This is a genomic window from Legionella bozemanae (genome assembly GCF_900450575.1).
Classification (GTDB): Bacteria; Pseudomonadota; Gammaproteobacteria; order Legionellales; family Legionellaceae; genus Legionella; species Legionella bozemanae.
In genome coordinates this window covers 3,044,608-3,064,556 of sequence record NZ_UGGY01000001.1, presented here as the reverse complement: position 1 = coordinate 3,064,556, position 19,949 = coordinate 3,044,608, and the positions used below count along the sequence as shown (strand labels likewise).

Below are 19,949 nucleotides of genomic sequence, written 5' to 3'. Positions count from 1 at the left end.
AAGAGGTTTTGTACTCTGTCCATCCTCGGTTATAATGCCCGCTTATTTTTGTTTAAAATTGCCATTCTTATGCATTTGAAGCAATTAAAATTAGCCGGTTTTAAATCTTTTGTAGACCCCACAGTGGTTCATTTCCCAAGCCAATTGGTTGCAGTTGTGGGCCCTAATGGTTGTGGAAAATCAAATATTATTGATGCCGTACGTTGGGTTATGGGGGAAAGTTCTGCACGAAATTTGCGTGGTGAATCCATGACTGATGTTATTTTTAATGGTTCGTCCAATCGTAAATCTGTAGGACAGGCTTCTGTTGAACTGGTTTTTGATAATAGTCTTGGACGTTTGACCGGTCCTTTTTCCAGTTATGGCGAAATCGCTGTAAAGCGCGTAGTGACCCGAGATGGTGATTCTTCTTATTATCTGAATGGCAGTCGTTGTCGACGTAAAGATATTACCGATATTTTTCTTGGTACCGGAGCGGGGGCTCGCGGTTATTCAATTATTGGACAAGGCACTATTTCTCAATTAATTGAAGCCAAGCCTGAGGACTTAAGAGTTCATCTTGAAGAGGCTGCAGGTGTTTCCAAATACAAAGAGAGACGGCGTGAGACATTGCAACGGATTGAACATACACGCGAAAATCTGACGCGCATTGCAGACATTCGAGACGAGTTGGACAAACAATTGCAACGTCTAGAGCGTCAAGCTAAAGCAGCCGAACGTTATCTTACTCTCAAAGATGAAGAACGATTATGTCGTGCCGAAATTTTCGCACTCAAATGGCGAGATTTTATTGTCCAGCAAGAAGTGAAGCAGCGGCAAATACAAGAATTGGCGGTTAGTTATGAACAGCAGCAAAGTGCATTAGCCAAAGCCAATAAAGAGCGAGCTACTTTAAATGAAACACTATATGATGTGGATGAGCAAACGCAGCAAATTCAAGCGGGTTTCTATCAGTTGGGGACAGAAATTGCACGTTTGGAAGAAACCATTCAACAGCAAATGCGTGAAAAGAAACGTTTGGAGCATGACCAACAGCAAATGCAGAATGATTGGCAAGCTGCACAAGAACAACTTAAAAACGATAAAGAAGAATTACTTCATTGTCAGGGGAATGCACATCATCTAGAAAATCGACTGGAACAATTAAGGACTCAATTTAAAGAGCACGAAGCGAATTGGCAAAATGCACAACAACAGCAGGGCGAATGGGAGCTTCATTGGCAAGAAGTCCAGGCTCATGCCAGCAATCTGAAAAGAGAATTCCAAGTCACACAAGTCAAAGCACAACATTTAGAAGAGAAACATCAACACACTCTTTTAAGATTAGAAAAGCTTCAATTAGAGCAAGAAACGATTTCTATGGCGGATTTACAACAGGCTCGAAAAAACTTAGAAGAGCAGCATACTAAATTAATTGCAGATCAAGAGTTTGATGAGTTTCAACTCAAACAAAGCCAGGAGAACACAGATCAATTACGCGCAAAGCTGCAAGATATAGAACAACAGTTGCATGAGTTACAAGATAATTTTCATCGAGCGAACAGTGAACATGCTGCATTGATGGCAGCTCAGCGTGCGGCACGGCAAGGGATGCAAAACAATAAAAATCCTATTAAGGAATGGTCAGAAAAACCTAGATTGATGGATATTTTACACGTTGAACCGAAATGGCAATTTGCGTGTGAGCGAGTTCTTAATGAAGCATTACATGCATATGTTTTAGAAACGTTTGATGAGTTATGGCCGCAACGAGTAATTTGCGAACAACAAGGCGAAAATATTGTTACACTGAAGAAGAGAGCGTTTAACGCAGGGTCTTACCCACGCCTTATAGATAAAATAAAAGGGGATATCCCAGCAAATGCATGTCCTTTGGAGCATATCTATACTGCGGAACATTTTGATGAAGCGTTAAGCTGGTTGCCTGAATTGAAAGAACACGAATCCATTATAACGCCTGACGGCTTTTGGTTAGGTCAAGGATGGGTGAAATTTGTTACACCTGAGACACAGGACGAGTTAGGCTTATTGGCACGACAACAAAAAATTACCGAGTTATCTGTGATTGTTCAGGAGTTACAACAGAAGATTGACATCTTAAGAGCAGAACGCGATGAGACGCATCAACAACTGCAAAAAAGCCTAAAAGAAATTGAATTACAAAAGCTTAATGTCAATGCCAGTAATGAGGCACTAAGATCGAACAGCCTCGCTTTGAATACCAATGAACAAGCGATTATTCATGCTGAAAAACAGGCGGCTGCTTTAGAATTTGAATGTGAAGAGTTGAAGCTTATTTTAGAAGAAATAGCAGTAGAACAATGCACTATAAAGGAGGAATTGCATTCTTTAGAAGAGCAATGTCGTGACTCTGAGCAACGACAAGAACAGTGTCTGCATGAAAAGCAAGAATGGATGCACAGTTTGACATTAAAAAATAAACAGCTGGAAGAGTCTCGCGCTGTACTACATCATGCAGAGTTGGAATACGATAGAGAAAAAAATAAAATACAGCAACTGAACGAGCGCATTTTGCGAGAGCAAGAGCGGTTAAATATTTTACAGGAGCGTTTGGAAAACCTGGCACTCCTATGTTTGCAAACTGAAGGACCTGGAGAAGAGCTCAAGGAGCAACTTGCCCAACAATTGCAAAAACACAGTGAAGTAGAATTGCAATTGAATTTAAGTAGAGAACAATTATCACAGCTCAGGATGGAGCTTGAAGATTGTGAGAAAAATATTTTAAACTGTGATTTCGAGGTAAAACGGATCCAAGAACAAATAAGCCAAACTCGAATGGAAGAGCAGGCTTTAGTGGTGCGTGCAAGCTCCGTACATGAATCTCTTGATGAGTTAGGCCTGTTACCGCAAGCATTACTTGAACAAATACCAGTGGGTGTGACTCAAGTTATGCGTGAAGATGAATTAATCGCTCTTTCTGAAAAAATCAAACGCTTAGGAGCTATTAACCTTGCTGCGATTGAGGAGTTTACCGCGGAACAACAACGTAAAATGTATTTGGATGAGCAATATAATGATTTAAATCAAGCGTTGGCAACTCTTGAGACTGCCATTGAAAAAATGGACAAAGAAACCCGCTCGCGTCTGGAAAATACCTTTGAAGAGGTCAATTCGTCATTCAAAGCACTTTTTCCACGTCTGTTCGGTGGTGGAAGGGCACAGCTTGAATTGACTTGTGATAATCTGCTGGAAGCTGGTATTGTAGTAATGGCACAACCTCCAGGAAAACGAAACAGTACCATTCATTTGTTATCTGGAGGAGAGAAGGCAATGACTGCAGTGGCGTTAGTTTTTGCTATTTTTCAGTTAAATCCTTCACCTTTTTGTATGCTAGATGAAGTGGATGCACCTTTAGATGATGTAAATGTGGGGCGTTTTTGCGCTTTAGTGAAAGAGATGTCACAATTCGTACAGTTTCTTTTTATTACACATAATAAGGTAACAATGGAATTGGCGGATCATTTGATTGGGGTAACTATGCGTGAACCTGGAGTATCTCGCTTGGTTGCGGTTGATGTAACACAAGCTTTGGCTATGGAGTAAATGATGCAGGCAAATTGGAGCTTAATTCTTAATGTCCTGTTGTTAATAGGTGTTATCGTAGCAATTGGGCGCTTAATGAAAGCTAGAAGACAGAGCTTAAGTCCAGAACGTTATCAACCTGGTTCGGAAAAAACTGAAAAGAATCCTGATAACACACAAAATTATCCTGATGACATCATTGCTGTACGCAAAATCAACGCTGCAGTCATGGAGAATAAAATAAAAGTGGATGATGATTTGCAAGTATTTCAAAAACCTAATGCAAAACCATCACAACCACGTTTGCTGCCTCAGGATGATGAAGAGGAAATCAAATTAAGGATAGAGCTTGAACCCAAACCAGAACCTAAAGTAGAAGTTGAGGTTACGGCAAAAACAGATAATCCCCTTACATTGATGATTTTTTTACTGGCAAAAGAAAACAGACAATTTGCTGGATATGAATTATTACAAACCGTTTTGGCGGCTGGTCTACGTTTTGGTGAAGGTCAATTATTTCACCGTCATCAATTTCCTAATGGCCAAGGTCCAGTTTTGTGCAGCTTGGCGGCAGCAACTGCGACAGGGATTTTTGATTTGCAAAATATAGGTGCTTTTAGCGTACGCGGCCTTTGTTTATATATGCACTCTTCAAAAAATCCCGGTATTGATATTGAGCGATTTGCAGTAATGTTAGAAACAGCAAGACAATTAAGCGAAGGTTTGGATGCTCACTTACTTGATGATCAGCGTCAGCTGCTGACTGAGGAGCGTATTGCTCGTTATCATCGTCTGTTGCAAATTAATCAATCTCATATAGAGTCTGCTGCTGTATAAATAATCGATATTGCCTGGGTGAAGCGCCGCAGCGGAACCCGGTTTCAGGAAATGAATACTTCTTAATCCCCGGGTTCCGCTGCGCTTCATTCAGGCTACAGTTTTTGTCATTCCGGGCTTCTTAAAAAATTGATTTTCTCTCCCTACTTGTTTGCAAGGGTATAGCAATAAGAGTTAGAGCGCTTTTACTATGCTACCCCTTGAACTCTATACTCAAGTGTTAGTACACTAGACTTTTGGCCATGTCTTAATACTATGAACCTAAATACTGTTGCTGCATTACTTGCCCAACCATGTCAGATCAATGCCGAACTTACTGGTATTTGTACTGATAGCCGTGAACTCAAGCCAGGCAGTTTGTTTATTGCCATACGCGGTGAACGCTTTGATGGGCATGATTTTATTAAGGAAGCGGAAACGCGGGGTGCAGTAGCGGCGATAGTGAGTCATGCTGTAAATGAAGTACACATACCACAATTTATTGTTTCGGATCCGATACAAGCGTTGGCCAAAATAGCAGCTGCGCATCGACAAAATATACATTGTCCTGTCATCGCATTAACTGGATCCAATGGAAAAACCACAACCAAAGAAATGATTGCTGCTATTTTACCGCCTCCTTCCCATGCGACCAAAGGAAATTTAAATAATCATATTGGCGCTCCATTAAGCATTTTACAGCTGAATAGTAAACACCGTTATGCAGTTTTTGAGTTGGGTGCAAATCATCCAGGCGAAATCGCGCATACTGTGGCGATTGTTCATCCTGATGTGACCTTAATTAATAATATTGCTCCAGCGCATGTTGAAGGTTTTGGTTCTATAGATGGTGTCGCTCGTGCTAAAGGAGAAATACATCAAGGTTTATCTCTTGCTGGTGTTGCAGTGGTCAATGATGATGATGCTTATGCTCATTTTTGGGATGAGTTGTTGATTGATAAAAAGGTTCTTCGCTTTTCTTTAGAGCATGTGGCTGATATTTATGCTCAAGATGTGACGCTGGATGCTAATGGCTGTGGCCAGTTTTCTTTAATCGTACCTAATGGGCAAGTGGATATCCATTTAAAGGTTCCTGGCTTACACAATGTTCGCAATGCCTTGGCTGCTGCGGCGTGTTGCCATGCTGTAGGCATTTCCATAAAAGAAATTCAACATGGGCTAAGTTGCTTTGGCGGTGTTAAAGGACGTTTAACCGTTCTTGAGGGAAAAAATAAATCTATTGTGATCGATGATACGTACAACGCAAATTTACGCTCTGTTTTAGCTGCTTTAGAAGTATTGGCAGAACGCCCTGGGAAAAAGATCTTTGTTTTTGGGGATATGGGTGAGTTGGGTATTTGGGCGACCCAGCACCATCAGGAAGTTGGATTTGCCGCGCGCCGCTTGGGGATCGATCAATTACTTAGCTGTGGTTCCAATAGTAAATTGGCTGCCGAGTCATTTGGTGTTGGTGGTGAGCATTTTACTAGCCAAGAACAACTGGTGCAAAACCTGGTGGAAAAGTTATCACCGGATACTGTTGTTTTGGTAAAAGGATCTCGATCCAGTGCAATGGAAAAAATTGTGCACCAACTGATATAAACTGAATGGAGCCCCAGCGTGTCTAATCTAAATGGCAATCAATAATCCCGAATTAAGAGCCAAAAGAAATTTTTTTGTATGATGCTGAATGGTGTATTGATTTATGGTATGCTTGGCCGCTTTTTTGGCCCATTATCCTGTTGGGCATTATTTAAAACAAACCCATAAGTGTGGGGTAAACAAGAGGAACAATTATGCTCTACTGGCTAACGCAGCTATTTCAAGGGCAATATCATGCGTTAAGAGTTTTTCAATATCTAACTTTCAGATCCATTTTGGCTTCATTGACCGCACTTCTTGTAGGGTTACTCTGTGGTCCGATGATGATTCGCTGGTTGCGAGGTTTGCAGATTGGCCAGATGGTACGAGATGATGGTCCTCAAACCCATTTATCCAAAGCAGGAACCCCAACTATGGGAGGGGTCTTAATCTTATTAGCAATCACTGTGAGTTGTTTGCTTTGGGGGGATTTACAACAGTCCAGTTTATGGCTAGTTCTTCTGGTTACGCTTGCAAATGGGATAGTGGGTTGGGTCGATGATTACCGCAAACTGGTATTAAAGAACAGTAAAGGATTGCCTGCCCGGTGGAAATATTTTTGGCAATCAGTCATTGCGCTTATTGCTGTAATTTATTTATACATGCATGCTACTTTACCTGTTCACACCCAGTTAACTGTACCTTTTTTTAAATCCCTGACCATTGGTTTAGGTATTTTATTTCCTGTTTTGGGCTATTTTGTAATTGTCGGAAGTTCCAATGCAGTAAATTTGACGGATGGATTAGATGGCTTGGCTATTATGCCTATAGTCATGGTTGCTGGTGCTTTAGGTATTTTTGCTTATGCTTCCAGTAACGCGGTCTATGCACCTTATTTGGGGATTCCTTATGTTCCCAATACAGGGGAGCTCACGATCTTTTGTTCTTCGATTGTTGGCGCTGGCCTTGGCTTTCTTTGGTACAATAGCTATCCAGCACAGTTGTTTATGGGCGATGTGGGATCTTTAGCTTTAGGGGCTGCTTTAGGCATTGTCGCTGTGGTTATCAGAGAAGAATTGGTTTTATTAATGATGGGTGGTTTATTCGTCATTGAGACAATTTCTGTTATTCTGCAGGTAGGTTATTTTAAATACACTCATGGTAAACGATTATTCCGAATGGCACCTTTACATCACCATTTCGAATTAAAAGGATGGTCAGAACCTAAAATAATTGTCAGATTCTGGATTATTACTGTTGTTTTTGTGTTATGCGGATTAGCTACTTTAAAACTTCGATAAAAAGGTGCACTCATGAATCCTCCTTTGTATTTAGTTGCAGGTTTGGGTAAAACTGGGGTATCGGTAGGACGATATTTACATAGTAAAAATAAACCCTTTATTGCTTTTGATACACGCGCACAAGCTCAGAGTGTCACTGAATTTACAAAGGAATTTCCTAATGTTCGTGTTTATACCCAGCACATTCCTGATGAAGTAATAGGCCAATTGTCTGATATCATTGCAAGCCCAGGCTTACCTTTGGATACCCCTTTTTTAAAAAAGGCAATGCAAATGGGTGTTGCTGTATATGGGGATATAGAGTGTTTGGCTCGAGAGATTCATGCTCCGGTGATCGCAATTACAGGAACTAATGGAAAATCAACCGTTACTACTTTAGTAGGAGAAATGGCGAAGGCAGCAGGATATAAAGTTGCTGTGGCTGGAAATATAGGAACACCAGTTCTTGATATGCTGCACGATGAGCATCAGTATGATTTATGGGTTTTGGAGTTATCCAGTTTTCAATTGGATTTAACTTATTCTTTAACTCCAATTGTTGCGACCATTCTCAATGTGACTCCCGATCATTTGGACAGACATCATACTATGGAGGAATATGTCCAAGCCAAACAACGAATATATGATGAAGCACAGATTGCATTATTTAATCGCGATGATTCTTATACTATTCCAACTGCTGAAGTCAATCGTATTTCCTTTGGTATGGATGCTCCGGAAAAAAACAATTGGGGGTTGATCACGCAAAATGATAACATATACTTGGCAAAGGGAAATACTTGCATTTTGCCCGTTGAGTCCATATTGATCAAAGGAGTTCATAATTGGCTTAATGCTCTTGCTGCAGCTGCTTTAGCTGATGCTGCAGGTATTCCACAACAACACATTGTAAGTATATTGACTTCTTTCACGGGCTTACCGCATCGTTGCCAATGGGTGCGAACTCTTGATGGCGTTGATTGGATTAATGATTCTAAAGGGACGAATATTGGTGCAACGATTTCTGCAATTAATGGAATAGGAGGTTCTATGCAAGGAAAAATTGTACTTATTGCAGGTGGGCAAGGAAAGGGGGCTGATTTTAGTGAGTTGGTTCATCCTATAGCTGATTATGTAAGATCCATTGTTTTAATTGGTGAAGATGCTGATAAGATAGAAGCTGCATTAGCGAATGTGGTACCCATAGCGCGCGCTTCTTCATTGGATAATGCAGTAGTTGTAGCGAAGTCACAGGCAAAACCAGGCGATGTTGTTTTATTGTCTCCAGCATGCGCCAGTTTGGATATGTTCCGTGATTTTAATCATCGCGGCGAATCATTTGCTTCTTTAGTGAATGGATTGTAAACGATGCGGCCAAGACATGTGAATCAAAGGGGCAAACCTGTCAGCAGACCTATTTCCCTTTATGATAAATGGTTAATTAGTGTGGTCATCGGTTTGCTTATTATCGGACTAATGATGGTGGCTTCAAGTTCGGTCATGATCTCTACCAAATACTTTCACCAACCATTTCATTTCTTAATTCGTCAAGCATGTTATTTATTTGCAGGTTTAATGATTGCCCTTGTTGTGATCAGGACAGATAGCAGTATTTGGCAGCGTATCAGTATGCCGATGTTGTTAATTTGTGTGTTGATGTTGCTTATTGTATTAATTCCAGGAATAGGTCGGGCAGTCAATGGAAGCCGGCGATGGTTAGCCTTGGGGCCAATAGGTATCCAAGTATCTGAATTGGCCAAGCTCACGATGATTTTTTATCTTTCGGGTTATTTGGTACGTCAACAAGAGGCGGTTAGCAATAGTATTTTGGGCTTTATTAAGCCTATGGTGATTTTAGGCGTTGTATCCTTTTTGTTATTACTTGAGCCCGATTTTGGGGCTACGGTAGTGATTTCAGGTACTGTTATGGCCATGCTGTTTTTAGCTGGTGTAAAATTACGCTATTATATAGGATTAATGATTGTAGTCATGGGCGCGCTGGCCTTTTTGGCGGTTTCATCCCCTTATCGGGTTGCCCGTTTGACTGCATTTTTAGATCCATGGGCTGATCAGTATAATAGTGGATATCAGCTGACTCAATCCTTGATTGCATTTGGTCGAGGAGGATGGTTTGGGTCAGGTTTGGGAGAAAGTATTCAGAAATTGCTCTATTTACCAGAAGCTCATACTGACTTTTTATTTGCTGTATTGGCAGAAGAATTAGGTCTGGTAGGTATTTTAATGGTCATGACTCTATACAGTATATTGGTTATTAGAGGCTTGATTATTGCGTATAATGCTTATACACAAGAGAGGCTATTTGCCTCATATACTGCTTATGGTTTGACATTTTGGTTGGGATTACAAGCTGCTATAAACATGGGGGTTAACTCGGGTTTATTACCGACAAAAGGATTAACTTTACCTTTAATGAGTTATGGTGGCGCAAGTATGGTTATCAATTGTGTTGTAATTGCGTTATTATTGCGCATTGATCATGAAAATCGTTGGCAGGCTCTGGGATTAGGGCCTCTGTCAGCATAAGGGGGCATTTGTGGGTAATTCAGGACAATTTATATCTTCAAGGATGGGCTGTGTAGAACAAATACATTTTGTTGGAATTGGTGGTGTAGGCATGTGTGGTATTGCTGAAGTATTACACTACCAAGGGTACCGTATTACAGGTTCTGATTTAGGTGAAGGCAGTACGGTACAAAGGTTAAAATCTTTAGGAATCCCTGTTTATATGGGACATAAAGCAGAACATATAAAAGGTGCTGATGTTGTAGTTCGTTCTTCAGCAGTTGGTATGAATAATCCCGAAATTGTGGCTGCTCGCGAACAAATGATTCCAGTAATTCCACGAGCAGCGATGCTTGCTGAACTCATGCGCTTTCGTCATGGCATTGCCGTAGCTGGGACCCATGGTAAAACGACAACAACAAGTCTGGTAAGTAGTCTTTTGGCTGAAGGGGGGTTAGATCCAAGTTTTGTGATCGGCGGTAAATTGAATAGTTTGGGTGTTAATGCCCAACTTGGCCAATCCCCTTATTTTGTTGTTGAGGCTGATGAAAGTGATGCGTCATTTTTATTCTTAAAACCTATGATGGCTATAGTGACCAATATTGATGCAGATCATATGGATAACTATGAGAATGATTTTGATAAATTAAGAACAACTTTTCTTGAGTTTTTACACCATTTGCCTTTTTATGGTTTGGCAGTGGTATGTATTGATGACTCAGAGGTGCGCAAGATCCTGCCAGCGATTGAAAGACCTACATTAACTTACGGGTTTGCGGAGGAGGCTCATTACCGGGCAACTAATTGGACGCAAAATGAACTAATTAGTGAATTTACGGTAGTACGTCCCGTACCGTATTCCTCATTAAACATTCAATTTCAATACCCAGGCCGTCACAATGTGTTAAATGCTCTGGCTTCTATTGCGATTGCGACACAATTAGGTGTAGATGATGCTTCGATTATACGTGCCTTGGCAAAATTCCAAGGGGTAGGTCGTCGCTTTCAAATGTTGGGCGAGAAACAATTTGAGCATGGTTCGGCTCTTATTGTCGATGATTACGGGCATCATCCTCAGGAAATTCTCTCAACCATCGATGCGTTTCGCCATGTTTGGCCAAATAAACGTCTTGTCCACGTCTTTCAACCGCATCGATATACAAGAACCCAATCCTTACAAGATCAATTTGTTGATGTGTTAAGTCTTGCCGATGAATTGTTTTTGTTTGATATTTACTCTGCAGGAGAACCTGAAATTCCAGGGATAACCAGTGAGAGTCTGGCGCAAAAAATTAGAGATAAAGATAAGAAAGTAACCCTTGTAAACGAACAATCGCTTAAAGCAAAGTTGAATCAGTTGATTAAAGATGGCGATGTGATTTTGATGCAAGGTGCCGGGAGTATTGGTCAAATTGCTGTGAACCTGATGAAAGAAATGTGAGGGCAACATGAGTCCAACTGAGAACGATTGTGGTCTTGTAGCTGAACTTCAAGGCAGTTTGCTCTATAACGAGCCTTTGGCGGAATATACAACCTGGCGTGTCGGAGGGCCTGCTGCCAGACTATATAAGCCCAAAAATATCCCTGATCTTGCTTTATTTCTTCGTCAGCTGCCTGAAACAGAATCTTTATTGTGGTTGGGATTGGGCTCCAATTCTTTGATTCGCGATAATGGATTTTCAGGAACCGTGATTCTTACTCAAGGATGCCTAAAAGAAATGACTCTCTTAGACATGCAGACTGTTAAAGTCGAAGCTGGGGTATCTTGTGCGAGTATGGCTCGTTTTTGTGCACGCAATAATTTGTCTGGTGGTGAGTTTTGGGCTGGAATCCCAGGAACCATGGGAGGAGCATTGCGAATGAATGCCGGTTGTCATGGTGGTGAAACCTGGCAGTTTGTAGTCGAACTGCAGACCATGACTCGCAATGGTGAAATAAGAATTCGTAAACCTGAGGAATATGAGGTAGCGTATCGACATGTTTCGGGACCTCCTAATGAGTGGTTTATTTCAGCCACCTTTAAACTAAATCCCGGCGATAAAGAAACGTCATTACAGGTAATAAAAGAGTTGCTGGCTCATCGGGCAAATACACAACCAACGAATGAATACAATTGTGGGTCAGTGTTTCGAAATCCTCCAGGAAATTTTGCAGCTCGGCTTATTGAATCTTGTGGATTAAAAGGTTTCAATATCGGAGGTGCAATGGTTTCTCAGAAGCATGCTAATTTTATTATCAATCATCAAGGCTCAGCAACTGCTGCAGATATTGAAGCATTGATACATTTAGTACAAACTAAAGTTCGTGAGCAGACAACAATTGAGTTGATGCGCGAAGTTCATATAATCGGAGACCGTTAATGTCCAAGCTTCTCAATCTAGTTCTGCTTTATGGTGGAAAATCAGGAGAACATGAAATTTCATTAATTTCAGCTGCTTCTGTTCTTGCACATTTAGATGCGAAACAATATAACATTATCCCTGTAGCAATGGATAAAGATGGATTATTTCATCTTCACCAATATCAGGATTTACTCGCTTACAAAGAAAAACTTCCAGTAGTCACAGAACATTCAAAACCGATGGCGAGTTTATTTATTGATGGACGTTTATCTGTTGATGCTGATGTGGTTTTTCCCGTAGTCCACGGTCCTTTATATGAAGATGGATGTTTGCAAGGAATGCTGGAATTATCAGGTGTTGCGTATGTTGGTTGTGATGTACTTTCGTCCTCTATTGGAATGGATAAAGATATGGCAAGACGCATCGTGTGCGTCGATGGTTTAAAATCAGCGAACTACAAGCTTTTGTCATGGCATACCCCGGCAACTGAAAGACAACGTTTTTGCCAAGAAGTTGCAGAAGAATTTGGCTGGCCTTTATTTGTTAAACCTTGTGCAATGGGTTCCAGTGTAGGCATACATAAAGCAAAAAATATGGCTGAATTGTTAGTAGCAGTCGATGATGCGTTACGTTATGACGAAGAGATTTTGATTGAATCATTTATTCCTGGACGAGAAATTGAGTTGTCAGTATTGGAGGGTGTTGTACCTGCTGGAGAGCCAAGAGTCAGCATTGCTGGTGAAATACACGTTAATCATCCTGATGGTTTTTATTCTTATTCAGCAAAATACCTAGAGAGTGGACAAACAGATCTGATTATACCCGCTCCTTTAAGTCAGACTTTGTATGAGCAATTAAAAAAGGCTGCTGCAGATATTTTTATCCGATTAAAATGCAAGGGTATGGCACGTGTTGACTTTTTTGTTAATGACAAAACCGAAACGATTTACTTTAATGAGGTAAATACTTTGCCTGGTTTTACTTCGATTAGTATGTATCCCAAATTATGGCAGGCAAGTGGTTTATCTTATCCTGAATTACTGGACGAGTTGATCCGTATTGCGACGGTACATCAGAATTGCCGGCGACATTTAGTAACCAATTATCTGTGAACACCATGAATAAAAATAGGGATGTTGATTCCGGGAATTTGCGATATATCTGTTGGTTATTGGTATTAAGTTTAAGCGCCATATTTTTAGCTTGTCGATTAGGCTATTATTATGTGTCCGATGCGGGGCGGTTTCCTGTCACCACAATTAAAGTTGCTGCAAATTATGAGCATGTGACCCATAAGGAATTGGAAAGTGTATTATCAAAATACTTGAGTAATAGCTTTTTTACTTTATCGGTAAGGGCATTAGAGAGTGAATTAAATGAGCTGAGCTGGATCGACACGGCTACTGTGGAGCGGGTTTGGCCAGATACCTTGAAAATAAGGCTCGTTGAAAAAAAACCAGTTGCGATTTGGGATAATGCTCTGATGACTGAGGATGGCAGATTATTTAATGAAGGTGCTGTTCCAGAAGGTCTAAACTTACCGCGATTAAAAGGACCACTATCTCAACAAGCGGAAGTCTTACAAGTTTACGAAAAATTGAGTAAGATATTATCAATGTATGGTTTAAACGCCACTGGACTGTATCTAAGAGAAAACCAATCTTGGGTATTACTTTTAGGCAATGGTATAAAAATATATTTAGGAAAGAAAGAGTTAGAAGAACGATTGCTGCGTTTTTGTAAAGCATATCCTGCAGTATTTGCAGAGAAAATTGAGCAATTGTCTAGCGTGGACCTGCGTTATCCACGTGGTATGGCGGTGCAGTGGAAACAACAAACGGAACGATAATGGCAAAAAAAATAGAAAAAGATATTATCACTGGATTGGATATAGGAACTTCAAAAGTAATTGCATTAATTGGAGAAGTTACCTCTGACGGTGCAATAGAAATTATCGGAATAGGTCGTCATCCCTCTCGTGGTTTAAAACGCGGTGTTGTGGTTGATATAGAGGCCACCGTGAACTCTATCCAACGCGCTGTTCAGGAAGCTGAGCTTATGGCTGGATGTGAGGTAAGAACTGTTTATGCAGGCATTGCTGGTAGTCATATTCGCAGCTTAAATTCACATGGTATTGTTGCCATTCGCGATAAAGAAGTTTCGCAGGCTGATGTAGAACGTGTAATTGATGCTGCAAAAGCAGTAGCAATTCCTGCTGATCAAAAAATTCTGCATGTTTTACCTCAGGAATTTATCATCGATCAACAAGGTAGCATTCGTGAACCTATAGGAATGGCCGGAGTACGGCTTGAGTCGCGTGTACATATTGTCACCGGTTCAGTAAGTGCTGCACAAAATATAGTTAAATGTGTACGTCGCTGCGGTTTAGAAGTCAATGACATCATTCTTGAACAACTCGCTTCAAGTCATGCAGTTTTGACCGAAGATGAGAAAGATCTGGGTGTTTGCCTAATTGATATTGGCGGTGGAACCACAGATATTGCGATATTTTGTGAAGGTGCAATTCAGCATACAGCCGTAATTCCTATTGCAGGAGATCAAGTGACCAATGACATCGCTATGGCTTTACGCACACCTACAAAAGCGGCAGAATCCATTAAACTGAATCATGCGGTAGCATTAACCGAATTAGCCAATTCAGATCAGATGCTGGAAGTGACCAGTGTTAATGATAGACCAGGAAGAAAAATATCAGCTAAAGCCTTATCAGATGTGGTCGCGGCGCGATATGAAGAGCTATTTACTTTAGTGCGTAACGAATTACGACGCAGCGGATTTGAGGATAGAATGGCTGCAGGCATTGTTCTGACTGGTGGTGCTGCCAATGTGAGAGGAGGTATTGAACTTGCAGAACTTTGCTTTGAAATGCCAGTAAGAAAAGGTTGTGCTCATCATGTTTCTGGATTGGCTGAAGCAACTGAAAATCCTTCATTTGCTACAGGCGTAGGATTATTGTTGCAAGGTTATCAACAACAGTATGAATCAAACTACAATGTACCTAAAATGAATGATAATACCCAGAGTTTGTGGGCACGTATGAAAGAATGGTTCCAAGGTAATTTTTAGGTTACAAACAACGTTTAAAAATGAAAACTGGTAATCGATTCGACTAAAAGTTTACTGCCGGTTTTTTTTAAAAGATTAAACATATGAGGGGAGCAGGGTTATGTTTGAATTAATGGAAGGCCAACACCATAGTAATAATGCAGTGATTAAGGTAGTTGGTGTTGGCGGTGGTGGTGGTAATGCCGTCGAGCATATGGTTGCAGAAAATATTGATGGAGTTGAATTTATCTGTGCTAATACTGATGCGCAGGCATTAAGAGGCTCAAATGCGAAAATACACATTCAACTGGGTGATGAGCTAACCAAAGGCTTAGGTGCTGGTGCAAATCCACAAATAGGCCGTGAAGCAGCAGAAGAAGACAGAGACCATATTCGCGAAATCTTAAGCGGTGCGGATATGGTGTTCATTACGGCAGGGATGGGTGGTGGAACCGGAACTGGTGCTGCGCCTGTGTTTGCGGAAATTGCCAAAGAACTAGGCATTCTAACCGTTGCTGTTGTTACCAAGCCATTCTCATTTGAGGGCAAACAACGGGCGTTAGCAGCTGAGGAAGGAATTCGTCGTTTAGCAGAACATGTTGATTCATTGATCACAATTCCTAACAATAAATTACTCAGCGTTTTAGGAAAAAACATTAGTCTTCTTAATGCATTCAAGGCAGCAAATAATGTGTTACTGGGTGCAGTTAAAGGTATCTCTGATTTAATTACCCGCCCAGGTTTGATCAACGTAGATTTTGCAGACGTGCGTACTGTAATGTCAGAAATGGGTATGGCGATGATGGGTACAGGTAGCGCTGTAGGTGAACAAAGAGCGCGTCAAGCTGCTGAAGCTGCAATTGCTTCTCCTTTATTGGAGGATGTGAATTTTTCAGGTGCTCGTGGAATCCTCGTCAATATTACCGCCGGCCTTGATATGTCAATTGGTGAGTTTGAGGAAGTAGGGGATGTCGTCAAAGAGTTTATTTCTGATGATGCAACTGTAGTAGTAGGAACAGTAATCGATCCAGAAATGACTGATGAAATGCGTGTAACCGTTATTGTGACAGGTCTTGGGGATGGAAGACAACGTCATCAGCAAGCACAACCACAACACGCTCATCGAGCACGTTTGATTGAAACAACTCGTAGTGATGGCTCTTTGGATTATCAGCAGTTAGAAAGACCTGCTCTTGTTCGTAAACAAGCTCAAGCCAGTATGTCCTCTGTTACAAAACAAAATGGTGAGAGTATTCCAGATGTGGATTATCTTGATATTCCTGCATTTTTACGCCGACAAGAAGAGGTATAGATAATCTGCTCCTTCCTCTACAAAGTTGCAGAGGAAGGGGAATTTAAATTTTTGATACAAAAATAATTAGACTAAATATTAAAATATTGATACGATCACGAAGTTTTGCGTGCAAAGTAAAAAATAAAACATGATGAGGAACAAGGTGAGCACCGAATGACACAACAAAGAACTCCTAAAAAGGTGATCCAGGCAACTGGTGTTGGATTGCATTCCGGTGAAAAAGTGCTTTTAACATTGAGACCTGCTCCTGTGAATACAGGCATAGTTTTTAGAAGAGTAGATCTTTCACCTGTAGTAGAAATACCCGCTTCTTATGAGAATGTGGGGGACACTATGTTATGTACCACGTTACACCATGGGCCCGTTAAAATTGCAACCGTGGAGCATTTGCTCTCTGCTTTGGCAGGGTTGGGTATTGATAATGCGTACATTGATGTAAATGCTCCAGAGTTACCCATTATGGATGGTAGCGCGGCTCCTTTTGTTTTCCTGATTCAATCAGCGGGCATACGTGAGCAAAATGCACCCAAAAAGTACATACGTATTCTTAAGCCTATTCGTGTAGAAGATAATGGGAAATTTGTTCAATTTTATCCTTATAATGGGTATAAAATTACCTTTACCATTGATTTTGACCACCCTGCATTTAATGATAAACCTCAAACAGTAAGTTTTGACTTTTCTACAACTTCTTATGTCAAAGAGGTTTGCCGAGCACGTACCTTTGGATTTCTCTCCGATTATGAAAAATTAAGAGAATGCGATTTGGCAAAAGGGGGAAGCTTGGATAACGCCATAGTTGTTGATGACTATCGTGTTCTCAACGATGATGGGCTTCGCTTTGAATCAGAATTTGTTTCTCATAAAGTATTGGATGCAATTGGGGATCTGTATCTGTTAGGTTCTAGTTTGATTGGTGCATTCGAAGGTTATAAGTCAGGACATGAATTAAATAACAGATTATTACGTGAATTAATGGTAAGACAAGACGCTTGGGAATATACTTATTTTGATACAGAAGAATATCTCCCTGCAATGCAAACTGAGTTTTATCCTGTCGAAGCGTAGGAATGTAGCCTGGGAGTAACCTGTCTCTTGTTCACATGGCTTTTCGCTAAATGTGCAAAAGTGTAAGGTGAAGACGAATCATGCCCCAGGAATATCCCGGCCGCACAAATTTCTGGTTATGATTTTTGTCTCCGCCTGCTTGGTTTATTTAGATTCTTCGTGAATTAACATAAATGATTAGCAAAGGAGAGTTGTGGCATGAAACTTAATAGTAGCCTTTTTGCTTTTGCCCTGTTATGCAGCTCCGCAATATATTCTGCAAACACTGACCCTCAAAAAACAACAGAACAAGCACTTCATTTGAATTGGTTGGATACCAGTATTTCACCGAGTAAGAATTTTTATTCTTATGCAGTCGGTAACTGGCAAAAAAACAACCCAATTCCTCCTGATTATTCAAGCTGGGGAAGCTTTAATCTTATCAATGAAAAAGTTCAAGATATTATTCACCAAATGCTAATCAATGCATCAAAAAATACCAACGCAAAACCAGGTAGCATAGAACAAAAAGTAGGTGATTTTTATTACAGCGGCATGGATGAAACCAGTATCAATCAACTGGGAATTAAGCCATTACAGCCTGAATTTGATCGTATTAATGACTTAAAAAATTTAACGGATTTACAAAGTGAAATAGCACATCTGCATCAAATAGGGGTGGGTGTATTCTTTAATTTTGGAAGCATGCAAGATTTTAAAAATAGTGAAGAGATGATCGCTGCTGCCATGCAGGGTGGATTAGGTTTACCTGATCGTGATTATTATCTAAAAGATGATGCTAAATTTAAACAAATTCGTGAGGCTTATGTTAATCACATCGCCAAAATGTTTGAGTTATTAGGTGATTCCCCTGATAAAGCAGCAGCTGAAGCAAATACAGTAATGAAATTAGAAACACAAATGGCCAAGGTTTCTCTGTCTCAAGTAGAGCAACGTGATCCCCATGCGATATATCATATTATGGATAAAGCTCAACTTGCCCAAGTGACTCCCAATTTTTCTTGGCCTGCATATTTTTCAGCAATGGGTCAAGCACAAATAAAAAGTATGAATTTAGCAATGCCCGGTTTTTTTAAGGACATGAATAAACAATTAAAAACTGTTCCCTTAGAAGATTGGAAAACATATTTGCGTTGGCATTTAATTGATGCTTTTGCTTCGTACTTATCTAAACCTTTTGTCGATCAAAATTTTAAAATGGTAGCAGTCTTGACTGGTGCTGAGAAAATATTACCTCGATGGAAACGGGTTGTTGGTACAGAAAATGGTGCTTTAGGTTTTGCCATTGGTAAAATGTATGTGGATCGCTATTTCTCTCCAGAAGATAAAAAACAAGCTTTGGAGATACTCAAAAATATTCGCGCAGTTTTGCGTGAAGACATCAATACTTTATCATGGATGACCCCTGCTACACGTAAGGCTGCATTGAAGAAACTTGACATGATGGAAGAGCGGGTTGGTTACCCTTCCAAGTGGTGGGATTATTCCAAATTGATAGTTAATCGAGGACCATACGTATTAAATGTAATTCGAGCCAATGAATTTTTAACCCAACGAGATCTTAATAAAATTGGCAAACCTATAGATAGAACTGAATGGGTCATGACACCACAAACGATTAATGCATATTATGATCCCTCAATGAATAATTTAAATATTCCAGCGGGCATTCTTCAACCGCCATTTTTTGATCCAAATGCACCTGCTGCTTTGAATTATGGTGCAATTGGCTTTGTAATGGGGCATGAAATGACTCATGGGTTTGATGATCAAGGTGCACAATTTGATGGTCATGGCAATTTAAAAAATTGGTGGACACCAAGTGATTTAGAAAAATTCAAGACAGCAACACAGTGTATTGTGAATCAATTTTCACAATACACTGTAGATGATGGTTTGCATGTACAAGGAAAATTGGTTGTAGGAGAGGCAACTGCTGATTTGGGAGGTATCACTCTTGCTTATAGAGCCTTCCAGCATTCTGACGCATATAAAAATGCACCTACAATTGATGGTCTGACACCGGAGCAGCAATTTTTTATAGCGACAGCACATGTTTGGGCAATGAACATTCGACCACAACAATTACGTAATCAGGTAACGACTGATCCGCATCCTCCAGCTCAATATCGAGTAAATGGGAGCTTGGCTAATATTCCCCAATTTCAGGAGGCGTTCCATATTCCGAATGACAGTCCTATGGTAAATAAAAATCGTTGTGTGATCTGGTAATTAAGTGCTCATCCTGAATATTCAGGATTGAGCTGGGACAATTTGTATTGAATTGAAAAATGAAATAATTAAATTGCTTCCATTGTGAGCATTTGTTAGACTATCTGCGCCGTTTATTTATGATCACAATCGTGGAGATAATAATGACTAAAGAAGAAATGATCTGCCGTATTGTACGTTATG

Annotated in this window: 14 protein-coding genes; all 14 read left to right on the top strand. The window is 40.4% G+C overall.

What is annotated here, in order from left to right; translation table 11 throughout:
- Positions 1-69 precede the first annotated feature (69 nt).
- Positions 70-3,564 (top strand): chromosome segregation protein SMC, encoded by a 3,495-nt coding sequence (smc, locus tag DY223_RS13525; RefSeq protein ID WP_058458675.1) that lies wholly within the window; start codon positions 70-72, stop codon positions 3,562-3,564.
- Positions 3,565-3,567: 3 nt separating this feature from the next.
- Positions 3,568-4,380, top strand: a complete 813-nt coding sequence (locus DY223_RS13520) for a cell division protein ZipA C-terminal FtsZ-binding domain-containing protein (protein WP_058458809.1) — start codon at positions 3,568-3,570, stop codon at positions 4,378-4,380.
- A 255-nt stretch (positions 4,381-4,635) separates the two neighbouring features.
- Complete coding sequence (locus tag DY223_RS13515) at positions 4,636-5,961, top strand: UDP-N-acetylmuramoyl-tripeptide--D-alanyl-D-alanine ligase (protein ID WP_058458674.1); 1,326 nt, start codon at positions 4,636-4,638, stop codon at positions 5,959-5,961.
- A gap of 194 nt (positions 5,962-6,155) precedes the next feature.
- Positions 6,156-7,241: a phospho-N-acetylmuramoyl-pentapeptide-transferase gene (mraY, locus tag DY223_RS13510; RefSeq protein ID WP_058458673.1), complete on the top strand. Its 1,086-nt coding sequence runs from the start codon at positions 6,156-6,158 to the stop codon at positions 7,239-7,241.
- A gap of 12 nt (positions 7,242-7,253) precedes the next feature.
- On the top strand, positions 7,254-8,585 hold the full coding sequence (murD, locus tag DY223_RS19265) for a UDP-N-acetylmuramoyl-L-alanine--D-glutamate ligase (protein ID WP_058458672.1): 1,332 nt from the start codon (positions 7,254-7,256) through the stop codon (positions 8,583-8,585).
- Between the two features lie 3 nt (positions 8,586-8,588).
- Entirely contained in the window at positions 8,589-9,764 is a 1,176-nt protein-coding gene (gene ftsW / locus DY223_RS19260) for a putative lipid II flippase FtsW (RefSeq protein ID WP_058458671.1), read from the top strand.
- Positions 9,765-9,774: 10 nt separating this feature from the next.
- A complete protein-coding gene (gene murC, locus DY223_RS13500; RefSeq protein ID WP_058458670.1) occupies positions 9,775-11,184 on the top strand; it encodes a UDP-N-acetylmuramate--L-alanine ligase in 1,410 nt (469 codons plus the stop codon).
- Between the two features lie 7 nt (positions 11,185-11,191).
- Entirely contained in the window at positions 11,192-12,103 is a 912-nt protein-coding gene (murB, locus tag DY223_RS13495) for a UDP-N-acetylmuramate dehydrogenase (RefSeq protein WP_058458669.1), read from the top strand.
- The gene (locus DY223_RS13490; RefSeq protein ID WP_058458668.1) at positions 12,103-13,197 is read left to right on the top strand and encodes a D-alanine--D-alanine ligase family protein; all 1,095 of its coding nucleotides are present in this window, start codon (positions 12,103-12,105) and stop codon (positions 13,195-13,197) included. The genes murB and DY223_RS13490 overlap by 1 nt, the downstream gene beginning before the upstream one ends.
- A gap of 5 nt (positions 13,198-13,202) precedes the next feature.
- A complete protein-coding gene (locus tag DY223_RS13485) occupies positions 13,203-13,934 on the top strand; it encodes a cell division protein FtsQ/DivIB (RefSeq protein WP_058458667.1) in 732 nt (243 codons plus the stop codon).
- Complete coding sequence (gene ftsA / locus DY223_RS13480; RefSeq protein WP_058458666.1) at positions 13,934-15,172, top strand: cell division protein FtsA; 1,239 nt, start codon at positions 13,934-13,936, stop codon at positions 15,170-15,172. Before DY223_RS13485 ends, ftsA begins: the two co-directional genes overlap by 1 nt.
- Before the next feature lie 100 nt (positions 15,173-15,272).
- Positions 15,273-16,463 (top strand): cell division protein FtsZ, encoded by a 1,191-nt coding sequence (ftsZ, locus tag DY223_RS13475; protein ID WP_058458665.1) that lies wholly within the window; start codon positions 15,273-15,275, stop codon positions 16,461-16,463.
- 156 nt (positions 16,464-16,619) lie between these two features.
- Positions 16,620-17,534 carry a UDP-3-O-acyl-N-acetylglucosamine deacetylase gene (gene lpxC / locus DY223_RS13470; RefSeq protein ID WP_058458664.1) on the top strand — a complete coding sequence of 305 codons (915 nt, stop codon included), beginning with the start codon at positions 16,620-16,622 and terminating at the stop codon, positions 17,532-17,534.
- A gap of 198 nt (positions 17,535-17,732) precedes the next feature.
- Positions 17,733-19,766 carry a M13 family metallopeptidase gene (locus tag DY223_RS13465; protein ID WP_058458663.1) on the top strand — a complete coding sequence of 678 codons (2,034 nt, stop codon included), beginning with the start codon at positions 17,733-17,735 and terminating at the stop codon, positions 19,764-19,766.
- Positions 19,767-19,949: the final 183 nt, after the last annotated feature.